Annotated in this window: 12 protein-coding genes; 3 read left to right on the plus strand and 9 right to left on the minus strand. The window is 35.6% G+C overall.

What is annotated here, in order from left to right; genetic code table 11:
* Positions 1-21 precede the first annotated feature (21 nt).
* The 4 genes from ABJH90_RS01640 to ABJH90_RS01655 all read right to left on the minus strand — a co-directional run bounded on the left by ABJH90_RS01640 (position 22) and on the right by ABJH90_RS01655 (position 5,057).
* A complete protein-coding gene (locus tag ABJH90_RS01640; protein ID WP_348141828.1) occupies positions 22-1,320 on the minus strand; it encodes an acyloxyacyl hydrolase in 1,299 nt (432 codons plus the stop codon).
* Positions 1,321-1,633: 313 nt separating this feature from the next.
* Positions 1,634-2,326: an SGNH/GDSL hydrolase family protein gene (locus tag ABJH90_RS01645; RefSeq protein ID WP_348141829.1), complete on the minus strand. Its 693-nt coding sequence runs from the start codon at positions 2,324-2,326 to the stop codon at positions 1,634-1,636.
* 163 nt (positions 2,327-2,489) lie between these two features.
* Positions 2,490-3,350 (minus strand): hypothetical protein, encoded by an 861-nt coding sequence (locus tag ABJH90_RS01650; protein WP_348141830.1) that lies wholly within the window; start codon positions 3,348-3,350, stop codon positions 2,490-2,492.
* A 219-nt stretch (positions 3,351-3,569) separates the two neighbouring features.
* A complete protein-coding gene (locus tag ABJH90_RS01655; RefSeq protein ID WP_348141831.1) occupies positions 3,570-5,057 on the minus strand; it encodes a carboxypeptidase in 1,488 nt (495 codons plus the stop codon).
* A 150-nt stretch (positions 5,058-5,207) separates the two neighbouring features.
* On the opposite strand from ABJH90_RS01655, the gene ABJH90_RS01660 reads away from it, so the two are divergent.
* Complete coding sequence (locus ABJH90_RS01660; RefSeq protein ID WP_348141832.1) at positions 5,208-6,338, plus strand: Gfo/Idh/MocA family oxidoreductase; 1,131 nt, start codon at positions 5,208-5,210, stop codon at positions 6,336-6,338.
* Between the two features lie 87 nt (positions 6,339-6,425).
* Here ABJH90_RS01660 and ABJH90_RS01665 read toward each other — a convergent pair whose 3' ends face one another.
* From ABJH90_RS01665 to ABJH90_RS01675, 3 genes are all read right to left on the minus strand, one after another.
* Complete coding sequence (locus ABJH90_RS01665) at positions 6,426-6,821, minus strand: hypothetical protein (RefSeq protein WP_348141833.1); 396 nt, start codon at positions 6,819-6,821, stop codon at positions 6,426-6,428.
* 160 nt (positions 6,822-6,981) lie between these two features.
* The gene (locus ABJH90_RS01670; protein ID WP_348142783.1) at positions 6,982-7,746 is read right to left on the minus strand and encodes a TIGR02757 family protein; all 765 of its coding nucleotides are present in this window, start codon (positions 7,744-7,746) and stop codon (positions 6,982-6,984) included.
* Positions 7,747-7,818: 72 nt separating this feature from the next.
* Entirely contained in the window at positions 7,819-8,481 is a 663-nt protein-coding gene (locus tag ABJH90_RS01675; protein WP_348141834.1) for an ABC transporter ATP-binding protein, read from the minus strand.
* Positions 8,482-8,677: 196 nt separating this feature from the next.
* Here ABJH90_RS01675 and folE point away from each other — a divergent pair, with 196 nt between their 5' ends.
* Positions 8,678-9,277: a GTP cyclohydrolase I FolE gene (gene folE / locus ABJH90_RS01680; RefSeq protein WP_348141835.1), complete on the plus strand. Its 600-nt coding sequence runs from the start codon at positions 8,678-8,680 to the stop codon at positions 9,275-9,277.
* Positions 9,278-9,333: 56 nt separating this feature from the next.
* A complete protein-coding gene (locus ABJH90_RS01685) occupies positions 9,334-9,627 on the plus strand; it encodes a hypothetical protein (protein ID WP_348141836.1) in 294 nt (97 codons plus the stop codon).
* 66 nt (positions 9,628-9,693) lie between these two features.
* Here the strand turns inward: ABJH90_RS01685 and ABJH90_RS01690 are convergent, their stop codons facing one another.
* The gene (locus ABJH90_RS01690; RefSeq protein ID WP_348141837.1) at positions 9,694-11,940 is read right to left on the minus strand and encodes a TonB-dependent receptor; all 2,247 of its coding nucleotides are present in this window, start codon (positions 11,938-11,940) and stop codon (positions 9,694-9,696) included.
* A 48-nt stretch (positions 11,941-11,988) separates the two neighbouring features.
* The gene (locus tag ABJH90_RS01695) at positions 11,989-12,315 is read right to left on the minus strand and encodes a hypothetical protein (protein ID WP_348141838.1); all 327 of its coding nucleotides are present in this window, start codon (positions 12,313-12,315) and stop codon (positions 11,989-11,991) included.
* Between the last annotated feature and the right edge of the window lie 44 nt (positions 12,316-12,359).

The following is a 12,359-nucleotide window of genomic DNA, read 5'->3' on the forward strand; positions in this document are numbered from 1 at the left end:
GTTCAAGGTAAATTATTTTGTCTAGTCAGAGTGTTTCCTGCGTTTAATTTCCTTAAATCTATGCACAAATCCCAAACTAAGTTCTGTAAAATCGGCTTGTCCTAAATTTGCATTGATATGAATCCCAAGATAGAAATTATTTTCAGGATTTTTTATGGTATTTATGAAATACCATTTAAGACCTATCCTGGTAGAAATAGTTCTTTTTAAGCGGTAATAGCTGTCTAATTCTCCTAAAACTATAATATCGTCTCCTTCTTCCCTTTCAATGGTATATCCATCATTTAATTGCCAGTCTACTTTATAAAAAGGTTTATAAAAATTTATCCCCATATGGATGTCCGCTCCTACATGACCTAACAACAACTCGGCAGATCCCGAGACTCCAAAATTAGATGCATATAACACGGGATGTTCCCTGAAGTAGGGATATAGATCTCGTACAAGTTGCTCATTGTTAACAATATAATCATAGTAATGTTCATAAACTCTATAATAAGCTCCAATCCCGTATTTAAATGTTCTATTAATTATTTTCCCAGCTCCAATGCTTATTGTCCAGACTTCTTTTTTGTCATTAAAAATAGTTGATAGCACATTCTGTCCAATACCAAATCGGGCATCCCAAAATAATTGTGACGTACGGGCTTTTTCTAAAGAGACTACCTTCTGTTCTTCAATTGAATATTTTAGCTGTTTATCTACTTGTACTGCAATACTTGCCACAACAGAGTTCAAACCCTGATTTGGTAATTTAGTATGTCCGTTCGAATGATGAATATAGCCTAAACCTAGTTTCAAATTAAAGTTATTTTTGGTAAGAAGCCGATAGTATAAAAAAGATCTAAATGACCATTTTAATTTGGTGCTAACCGCTTTATTATTTGGGTTTAATTGCGGGTCATACTGCCTATTCATGTACGACCCACCTAATCCGGCTTGGAAATTCCATCTATTGGTATGTCCAGGAAATAGTCTTAATTCTAAAAAGCTAAGAAGAGATAAGGCCTGACCAACATTTTCACTGTTGCCAAAATCCGTATAAGCAAATTCCAGACCGGTTATTGGTTTATTTAACTGTCTTGTCCATTCAGCCCCTAAACCCATGTGCTTTTTGCCAATTCCAAGAAGTATCCCTTGTTGAATTCCTAATTCTGGAAAATTTTTGTTGGCACTAAAAGTCTTACCTAAATAGTATTCACCCATTATAAAAGGAATATCTGTGGATTCCTTTACTGAATCCTGTGCAAATCCTTTGAAATCACAATTTATTAAGAATATAATAAAAAGGATAGATGATAATAACTGGTGGTTATTCAATTATATGTATTAAATAATATAGAGCGCTTTGACTGGTTTTAGAATCTTAAAAAAAAATTCTTCTGCGAACTTACTAATTTTGTATAAGTACTAATAAAGTGTATAGCATATTTCTTATGGTTATAATTGCTATACAAATTCATCCCAAATAATTGTCAGCTTGGTATTAGCGGAAATTCTTGCAGCCACCAGAGTCTTCATTACAATAGCATTATTTACAAGACTTGAAGGTGAAAAATTTATTTCTTCATAACTAATCAAGCGTGGTCTGGTGTTTTATTTATATGATTAAGAATTACCTGCGAATTTTAAATCAAAGTCCATTTAAAGCCTTGGCAATTGCTTTTTCGGCAAGAGGAGCCATTAGTTCATACCCTTTTTTATTAGGGTGAACCCCATCACTGCCAAGATCTTCCCTTAGGCCATTTTTACCATCGGTCATTGAAGAAAAATAATCCAGGTAGACAAAGCCTTTACTATTGGCATAACTCTTTATTATTTTATTTAGCGCAGGTATTTTTTCATTTGGCATAAGCCCTTTGCGCCAGGGATAATCATAAGCAGGCAATACGGAGCATAAAACTACTTTTATGCCATTGGCGTCTGCCAATTCTGCCATAGACATTATATTGTCTGCAATCATCTGCAAGGTTGATGGCCCGGTGTTACCCGCAATATCATTAGTTCCCGCAAGAATAACCACTACTTTAGGTTTAAGATCAATCACATCTTGTCGAAACCTCACCAGCATTTGGGGGGTTGTCTGGCCACTAATTCCTCTGTTCACATAGGATTTGCTTTCAAAGAACTCCGGTTGATGATGAGACCATCCAATAGTAATAGAGTTTCCCATAAATACCACACGGTTTTCATTGGCTTTGACATCGGGTAATTCTTTATTAGCAGTGTCAAAGTGTCCAAGTTGAGCCCAGTCCTGTGCACTCAAAAAGGAAACCATTAATAAAAAGCAGATGACTAAAAGGTTTTTTGGCTTATTTAAAATCATAATGGACAGAAATATTTTATTGTTTCAAAAGATACAAAATGTCGAAAACATAAATACTTAAATTTAAGATATCTCTTAGTAATTGCAATTCTAGAGATAATAAGAATTAAAAAACCCTGCATATAATTAGATGCAGGGTTTTAAATATTATTAAAAATTTTAATTATTCACATTGTACGTCATCACCATTGCCATCCCAACAATGCCAAACTTCATCTTCAAAATAATCAAATGCCCTTACTCTTCCTACAAATGTTTCTCTGCTCCATTCAATTCTAACATCGCTAAAACCCTGTTTGTTACTGTCATAAGCGTGTGCGTTAAAATACGCATCCAAATCACCATCCTGAAGTCCGTATTCAAGATAGCTGTCTTTAAACATATCGTCATTCTCTTGTTCATCCAGTTCTCTGACCCATGTATATCGAATATTACCAATGTCGTCATTTAAACGCTCCCAGTCAATTCTTAACAGTGCTTCTGGTCTCTCTGCACTTTCATTTAATAACCAATATCCACTATTTCCGTCCATAGCAGAACTTCCGGAAAACCATAAGAACTCTTCGAAAGCTCCAATTCCTACTTTGGTTATGTACATTTCCCAAAGTACTTCTTCACCAGTAACCTGTCCTGTAAGACGTGCCGTATATTCACTTGTAAATCCATCTACACTATAAGTCCACTGCCATTTATTATCTCCTAATTCCTCAGGGGTATGTGCAAAAGCAGATTTGAAGGAGGCCACAGGAACGGCCAAGGTTGTAAAAAGAGCTGAATTCCATACTCCCACAACAATTCGTGAAAAAAACCAATTGCCATTTGGAGCTTTGTTATCATAAGCCAGTGATGTACTTTTTCCCGAGTTCGAATCATCGGTAAAATCACTAAAATCTATAACCATTGATTCATATAGTGGTAATGCCAGGTTATTGGCTTCATCCGTGCCATCATCAGAGTTATCACAGGAAGCTGCAAAAACTAAGGTGAAAACCAGGAACATACTATATACTCTCAAATTTTTCATAACTTAAAATATTTGTTTAACAATCACATCGATATGTTCTTTTAACGCTTAAGTTGTGATAAAAGTGTAGTAGAATAAGTCATTTATCGAAAACTAAGAAGTAAAATTTATCGATAAACAAAGATTAATTCAGAAGGATATCTAATTTCAATTTCAGTTAAAAGGAATAAAATTCAGTTGCTATTGCCAAAAGGAACTTAGTATTATACATTTTGAAATCTAATATTTGGCAGATTTTCCTTTTACCATGGTCTTTTCAATAAATAATCTAATGTCGGAGTTGGCTTTTTCTAAATCTTCTTTACGCAGATACATCATATGCCCACTGCGATAACCTTTAAATTCAAAGCGATCTCTCATTCTACCACTTGGGTCTATCTGCCACATGGTATATTTGGCATTGAAATAAGTGGTGGCACCATCATAATATCCAGATTGAACCAATACATGCAGATAAGGGTTCTGTGCCATGGCCTGTCTTAAATTATCTCTTGTATCATCATCTTTATTATCCCATGGACGTACGGGACCAAACATATTATATTTAATGTCTGTCTTAAATTGAAGTTCTTCTTGCAGGTAATAATTTATAGCTGGTGTGAAGCTATGTAACCAGGAAGTCAATTCGGAGTTATAATCTGGTTCAGTACCTGAAATTTGCTTATCCAGCCCTAAGTACCTGCTATCCAACCTTCCAATGGTATAACCGCTGCGGTCTCTTAATAATCCTTTCCAGAAATATGAAGTTGGAACTACAAGATTATGATCTAATATTTCCTTTTTAGAGAGCCCTGAGTAGTATGCCATTTTTTCTGCAACCGTATTTTTCTCTGCGGCACTAATAAATCCTCCTTTTGCGATTGCAGGGATTACTGTATTAATTGTATAAGCCTCTGATTCTGGTAAGATATCCAATAAATCTTTTTGCTGAAGGTCACTATTTAAAGCTTTTTGATACCAGGCTGCTGCCGTATAATAAGGTAAATTTAAAGCACTGCTAACGGGGCCGCCAACACGAATTACTTTATAATCCGCCGGCGAAACCATGATAACACCATTTAAATACATCCACTGCTGGTTTTGTAGAGCAAGTGCCAAACCCATCACCCTGGTGCCGCCATAACTTTCACCAATTATATATTTAGGAGAGCTCCATCTGTTATTGCGGGTGACAAAAGTATTAAGCCATTCTGCCAGATATTTTATATCTGCATTAATACCAAAAAACTTACTGCGGTCTACTTCTTTTCCACTTTCGGGAATGGTCCGGGAATATCCTGTATTAGCAGGGTTTACATAGACTATATCTGTTACATCTAATATAGAAAAAGGGTTTTGCTTTACACCATAAGGTTGAACAGGGTAGCCTTCGTCGTCAATCTTTAAAATCCGAGGCCCCGTATAAGCTAAATGCATCCAAACTGAGCCAGACCCTGGCCCGCCGTTAAAAGATATAAGTAAAGGACGACTCGCCCGATCCTTTATATTGTTTCGGGTATAATAGGTGTAATGCAACGACGCAATTGGCTCTCCTAATTCGTCCCAGACCGGTTGTGTACCGGTTTTTGCTGTATATGTAAATGCCGTACCGTTAACTGTAACATTGTGCTGTGAAGTGACTAATGTATCAATTGGTAATTTCCGACTTTGAGATAATGAGATATTTAGGCTTAGTATCAAAAGCGAGGACATGAAAAGTCTTTTCATTTTTGGATGGTTTTATAAAGCCCTAAAATATGGAATTTGACTGATAAATCTGAATGTTCTAAATATTAAGATTAAAAAGAATAGAAATTTGTTCACTATATTTAAATTTAGCTTAGAAAAAAATGTTTTGTAACAATTAATTCAGTGAATATGAAGAGTATTTCCAGAAGATCTTTTAATAAAACACTATCTAAAGGAATTGGTGGCGCTGCCCTCATAAGCGGAATGCCCTGGGCTTGTGCAATGGGTGAGCAGAAACAGGACAAAAAGAAATTAGGTGTGGCATTGGTAGGATTGGGAAGCTATAGTACTTATCAGTTAGCACCTTCTTTAGTAGATTGTGAACTCTGCTATTTGGCAGGGATAGTTACCGGAACCCCTGAAAAAGAAAAGATATGGCAGGATAAATATAATATTCCCCGCACAAATGTTTATAATTATGAGAATTTTGATAGTATTTCATCTAATGATGCTATAGATATTGTTTACGTTGTACTTCCCAATTCTATGCATGCAGATTTCTCAATAAGAGCTGCCAAAGCCGGTAAACATGTTATATGCGAAAAACCCATGGCTGTAAGTGTTAAGGAATGCGATGCAATAATTGAAGCATGTAATGAAGCAAATGTTAAATTAAGTGTGGGTTACCGTCTTCACTCAGAACCTTATACCCAGGAAATAAAACGATTGGTTGATGAGAAGGTTTTTGGAAATGTGCAGTATATATCAGCGGAAGCTGCCTACAGATCTGGCGGTAATCCTGATCAATGGCGATTAAACAAGGCGCTTTCTGGTGGAGGAGCCTTAATGAACATGGGAGTTTATGCGATTCAAAGTACAATTTACGGAACCGGAGAGAACCCAATATCTGTAACCGCACAGGAGTTTAGTTCGAGGCCGGACTATTTTAAGGATACCGATGAGACTATCACTGCACAATTCGAATTTTCAAGTGGAGCTTTTGGTAATATCATGACATCACATAATACGAATGTAAATAGAATGTATGCCTCTTGTGATAAGGGTTGGTTTGAATTAAATCCTGCTAGTTCCTATGGTCCACTGGCAGGTAAAACTTCCGGCGGCGACTTGAGTTTCCCGCATGAACGCCAACAAAAACTGCAGATGGATGATTTTGCAAGACATATTTTAAATGATACCCCCAATGTTGCTCCTGGTGAAATGGGCAAACGAGATATGATTATTGTTGAAGCTATTTATGAATCTATAGCCAATGGAAATTCGAAAATTGAATTGAAATTGGGTGCTATGGGTCTGTAGAAAATTTAATTTATATTTCATAAACCTTAATCAGTTATTCAGAGGATTTAACCCGAACTAATTTGGAATAAAAACTAATGTGAAGACTTAGGATTTAAACTCTAAAAATGGTTCATCTTCTCTGTCATGCATTAACCATATTCTCGCATTATCATCAGATTCAAAAGTGCGTATCAATGCATGTCTGTTGGTGGCCACTTTTTGTAAGAATCTATTGTGTTTTTCTCCATCCCAGACCAATGCAAGTTTAATATGATCTCTTAAAACATTAGCAATGTGTTCGCCCAGAAAAAATAGTTCAACAAGAGGTATCTCAGTTTTAGCAACCTGAATTACATTTACTAAAATTTTATATTTTTTTTCCTTTAGGCATTCATTTCTAATGATCTTAGGATACTTTATAAAATCTGCATAAGAATATTCTCCGGAAATAGTCATTGCCAGATAATTTTTTTCTTTCTCAATTGCATATAGACTACTCATACGATCCCTAATAATGCGGCAAGGTTGTTTTGGCAGAAATAAGGTGTATTTGTTTTCTTTATACTATAAATTTAGGAAATAATCATAATCTATTTTGAGAAAATACTCCTATAAATTAGAATATAACAAATAGGGTTAATCAAGTTAATTATTAAACATTCTAGAACTTTTCAAATACGCCTAATCCAAATAGTGCAAAATCGTATTTTACTGGATCTATTGGGTCCATTTTTCGAAGGTAGGAATCAAGTTCATTCACAGCTTTTGAATCGTTTAGTTTCCGATGTAATAACCCAAGTTTTCTGGCGACATTTCCGGTATGAACATCCAGGGGGCAGGATAAAAGGGCAGGAGAGATGGATTTCCAGATCCCGAAATCTACCTTGGTGGCATTATCGCGAACCATCCACCTAAGAAACATATTTAGACGTTTAGCTGCGGAACCTTTAGCCGGATCAGAAATATGCTTTGTTGTTCTTTTTGGATGTGTTAACTCAAAAAAAGTTAGTTTGAATTTAGAAATTGCGGGCTGTGTTGATTTGTCAGTAGTATTTTGGCTAAAAATAGTTTCTAAACCTCCATGTTGTCCATATATATTTCTCAAAGCTTTAATAAAGTATATCAAATCAACGTTATTGAAAGTACGGTGAACAAATGGTTCAAGCTTAATTAATTCTGACTCTTTATGGTATAAAACAAAATTATGAGGGTCATTATCCAATAAATCCATTAAATAAAGCGCATTCTTAATAATACTTTTTCGGTTGCCCCATGCAATTGTCGATGTGAGAAACCCACTGATCTCAACATCTTCTTTTTTAGTGAACAAATGCGGAACCTTAATTGGATCTGAATCCAGAAATTGAGGATTATTGTATTGGATTACTTTTGCATCCAAAAAATCTCTTAGCTCATTAGAAGTCACGGAAGTATCATTTTGATGAGGGTATTCAGATAATCGGGGTTTTTTAAGAATTCCCAAATTTCTCTTACCATATTAGTCTATGATTCGTCCATCTATCATAGTTAACTTTCTGTCTGCCATATCAGCTAATTCCTCATTATGAGTGACAATAACAAAAGTTTGCCCAAATTCATCACGTAATTGAAAAAAGAGTTGATGCAGTTTATCTGCACTTTCGGTATCGAGATTGCCACTTGGCTCATCGGCAAGTATTATGCTTGGATTGTTTATCAAAGCCCTCGCAACTGCAACACGTTGTTGTTCACCGCCGGATAATTCGTTAGGTCGGTGGTGCATGCGATTGGAAAGCCCAAGGAAATTCAGCAGTTCCGTTGCTCTAGATTCCGCTTCTGCTTTTCCTGTTCTTTTTATAAATGCAGGAATGCAGACGTTTTCCATGGCCGTAAATTCCGGTAATAATTGGTGAAATTGAAAAATAAATCCAATATGATTATTTCTAAACGCAGCCAGTGTTTTATCTTTTAATGAAGTAATATCAATGCCATTGATTGCTAGCTCACTTTCATTTTTGTTTGACTGGGCATCCAGTGTACCCAGAATTTGTAATAATGTTGTCTTACCTGCACCTGAGGGTCCTACAATAGAAACTACTTCCCCTGCCTTTATGCTCAAATCTACCCCTTTCAAAACCTGAAGTTTTCCAAAATATTTTTGAATATTTATGGCCTTAATCATCAATAATTAATTAGGGCATGAAAGTAAACAATACCCTTAACACTTCAAAATGTTATGGACCGGTAATCTGATGGCAACAGCGCAGTAGAAACTATAGATTTTTTCATTTTATTAATAATACATTAACTTGGGATTTTTAAGGTAGAAACCTTTAAATTCGAATTACTTTTAAATCAAGTCGTTTATTTTTTTTATTATGACATCGTACCACAACCTGGAAGAATATAATATAGAGATTACTAATGAAATTACGGAACGTTTTTCTGGGATAATCAACGAAATAGGGGAGGAAGTTGGCCGTGAAGGTTTAATTAAAACCCCTGAACGAGCGGCTAAAGCAATGCTGTTTTTAACGCAGGGATATAAACAGGATGCCGCCGCTATCCTAAAGAGTGCAATGTTTAATGAGTCTTATAACGAAATGGTAATTGTTAAGGATATTGAATTGTATTCTCTCTGTGAACATCATATGTTACCTTTTTTTGGGAAAGCTCATATTGCTTATATCCCAAACGGACAGATCGTAGGATTGAGCAAATTACCAAGAATAGTAGATGTTTTTTCACGAAGGTTGCAGGTTCAGGAACGCTTAACCGAGCAGATTTTAGATTGTATAAATGACACTTTAAAACCTCAGGGAGTGGCCGTTGTTATCGAGGCTGCACATATGTGTATGATGATGCGGGGGGTTCAAAAGCAGAATTCCGTTACTACAACATCGGGATTTAGAGGCTCTTTCGAAAAAGAAGAAACTCGCAATGAATTTTTAAAATTAATCAGTTCAAATCTGTCTTAATTTTGTCGCATAAAGAGTTAAACTTAGTAAATAGGATATTTATTTATATTTTCTAAATGATTAAAAAGAAAAAATATCAACTCCTTTTATTAGGACTCCTTTTCGATGGTATTGGAATGCTTTCCTTTATGATCCCAGGTATTGGGGAATTCACAGATCTAATATGGGCACCTATAGCAGGTTGGCTGATGACAAGAATGTACAAAGGAAATCCCGGTAAAATAGCCGGATTGATTGCTTTTATCGAAGAAATCGTGCCTGGGCTAGATGTGATACCTTCCTTCATCTTAATGTGGCTCTATACTTATGTTTTTAAGGCCGATAAGACCATAACTATTGAAGAAAGCTAAGCCGTTTATATTTCAATTTCCTGAAACAACCCTTTTGATTCATATTATAAGTTAAACCAACATTTCTTATAAAGGAATACTTAATCCTATATTTATATTCCTTCCAATATTTGAAATATCGTCTACCTTAAGCCTGGATAAATGAGAAATATAATCTTTGTTCAGAATATTTAAGGCAGTTACCACCAATTCAACATCTTGTTTAAAGAGTTTTAGACCTGCTCCAAAACCAGCATTTAAGAGATTATAACCCTCAGTGGAAGTTTCAAAGGGTGCTACCTTATTTTGATCAAATATGGTATTTAAGGTGATAAAGACATAACCATCTGTTATCCATTTATGGGAATTATTAAATTCCAAACGAATGGTATTACTTAATTTATTTGCGGGTATCAATGGTAGGTAGTCATCATTGTCCAACTGCCCTATAACTGATTCAAAGCTGCTTTGCACATGCAACCAGTCCAGCGGGTGTGGGTGAAAATGAAAACCAATTTCTCCACCGTATAAATTTGCATCCTGTTGTATGTAATTGTAAACCGGGTTATTATCTACAAATTCTCCGTTGGGCTCAATAAAAATGTAATCATTAATCTTATTGTAAAAACCATTTGCAAAGAATTCAAAATGTTCACTGCCGTATTCCAGTGCGATATCTGTTTGCAGATTTTTTTCATTCGTAAGGTTGGGATTTCCTATTTCAAATCGGTTAGTACCTTCATGAACCCCATTTGAAGTTAGTTCGGCTAAATTAGGGGCTCTAAAGCCACTTGCAAGATTGATTCGACCTATAAAATTCTTAAAAAAATCAATTCTATATCCCAGTGCTGCATTAAAGCTATTGAAATTCCTATCCAATTGTGCTATATATCCTTCTTCACCAGAATTGCCTGTTTCTTCTCCCTTAATAGCCCGGTTATCAAATCGGATGCCTAGTTGGACATCGCTTTTCTCGAAGTGAATATGTGAGGTTGCCAAAAGGCCAATATCATTGGTAATTGCATCTGGAATTAACACCTCCTCCCCAAAGTTTTTATTCTCCTGTCTCATTCCCTGGACACCTGCGATTGTTTGCAAGCGGCCAAGACTAGGTAAATTATATTGAACATTATAACTAAATGTAGAAAGCTTCATGTCCAGAGCTGGTTTTAAATCAGCCAGGTTAGTCTGTGGCAGTTCTGCATCTTCCTCCTCCTCAAATTCTTTACGGCTATTAAAGATATAGCCTAGAGTTATTCTCAGGCTTGAATTATTAAAAAATAAATCATTTTTTGAACTAAGTATATGGCTGTTTATTTCCTGATAGGGCGAAATTGGGGTTCTGTCTAAATTCTGAATTTCAATTTCTTCAGGTATACCCAGATCTGAGCTATTTAAATTATAGCGCAGCTCCGTTTTAAATATTCCGAATTGGTAGCCAAGGGCTGTTTTAAGATCAAATTCATTAAAACGGGAGTTAGTTACTCTTAAATCATTTCCCGTTTTATAATCAGCATGAGATGTATATGCACCGCGTACCAGAAATTTGAACTTTTCACCAGAAGTTTTGAAGCCTGCATTGGCATTGATACCTTGCGTATTGGTAAAATAATTTAAATTAATGTCTCCATCGACTTCATTAACATTAGCAAATTGTTCCGGATTTAAATAAAGTACCCCTCCTAAGGCATCGGAGCCGTAAAGAAGAGATGCAGGACCTTTAATGACTTCCACACTTTCTATACCTGCCGCACTTACACCAAGACCGTGTTCGTCACCAAATTGCTGGTTTTCCAGGCGTATACTTTGAGAATATACTAAAACCCTGTTTGAGCTTAAACCTCGTATTACAGGTTTTCCAATCCCTACGCCTGTGGAAACACTTTCCACACCCGGGATGTTTGTGATCCCATCAGAAAGGGTTATAGCCCCCATTTTTCTCAATGATTCAACCGCAGCCTGTTCAACCTTCATTACGTTTTCACGTTGTAATTTGTGGAATGGGGTAGATACAATTACCTCCTCCATTTCTATGGCACTTGGCGAGAGTACAATATCCAAAGTAATTGTGCCCTGAGTAAGTGTTATGGTTGAAGAATATGTTTGGTAGCCCATATAGGAAGCAATAATTTTGTAAGTCCCTATTGGAAGATTATTCATGGTAAATTCTCCATTGCTTCCGGTTACCGTACCTTTTTCCAATTGTGGCATGTATACGGAAACCTGTTCTAATGAGGTATTTGAATCTTCCCCTGAAATATTCCCTCTAAGAGTGCACTGTGCGTTAATATTAAAATAAAATGATATAAAAAGTATTGAAAATATATATTTCATAACCTGTTTTGAAATTGAATAAATAAAATTAAAAAAAAATAAAATGGACTATGAAACTAAAGGGGGAGCCCTTAAGGAAAGAAGAAGGTTTACTAATTTAGGAGTGTAATCGAAGAATGATGTTGTACTTTGCAGGGATAAAACAATGGGTACAAGCTTTATTGCAATCGCAACATTAAAAAAATCATGAGAAAAATTGAAATTATCAAAATCACAAGAAAACTCTTTCTCATGAAAATGTGATTCAATGCTACTGTCACATTCTACGGTGATATGATGTGATGCATGGACCAGTTTTAAGACTGTTGGAACAGTCAAAAAAACTATTAACACCAATGAAATTAATGAATGTGATATTTTTTTATCTAGATTCATTCAGTTGCAAAGTAATCAAAAAAAGCAATCAAGATTAGTTAAGA

The organism is Eudoraea sp., assembly GCF_039969275.1.
GTDB lineage: Bacteria > Bacteroidota > Bacteroidia > Flavobacteriales > Flavobacteriaceae > Eudoraea.

Coding starts and splice junctions, on each gene's coding strand:
- ABJH90_RS01645 (WP_348141829.1), bottom strand. CDS start 2,326: ATGATTTTAAATAAGCCAAAAAACCTTTTAGTCATCTGCTTTTTATTA.
- ABJH90_RS01650 (WP_348141830.1), bottom strand. CDS start 3,350: ATGAAAAATTTGAGAGTATATAGTATGTTCCTGGTTTTCACCTTAGTT.
- ABJH90_RS01655 (WP_348141831.1), bottom strand. CDS start 5,057: ATGAAAAGACTTTTCATGTCCTCGCTTTTGATACTAAGCCTAAATATC.
- ABJH90_RS01660 (WP_348141832.1), top strand. CDS start 5,208: ATGAAGAGTATTTCCAGAAGATCTTTTAATAAAACACTATCTAAAGGA.
- ABJH90_RS01665 (WP_348141833.1), bottom strand. CDS start 6,821: ATGAGTAGTCTATATGCAATTGAGAAAGAAAAAAATTATCTGGCAATG.
- ABJH90_RS01675 (WP_348141834.1), bottom strand. CDS start 8,481: ATGATTAAGGCCATAAATATTCAAAAATATTTTGGAAAACTTCAGGTT.
- folE (WP_348141835.1), top strand. CDS start 8,678: ATGACATCGTACCACAACCTGGAAGAATATAATATAGAGATTACTAAT.
- ABJH90_RS01685 (WP_348141836.1), top strand. CDS start 9,334: ATGATTAAAAAGAAAAAATATCAACTCCTTTTATTAGGACTCCTTTTC.
- ABJH90_RS01690 (WP_348141837.1), bottom strand. CDS start 11,940: ATGAAATATATATTTTCAATACTTTTTATATCATTTTATTTTAATATT.
- ABJH90_RS01695 (WP_348141838.1), bottom strand. CDS start 12,315: ATGAATCTAGATAAAAAAATATCACATTCATTAATTTCATTGGTGTTA.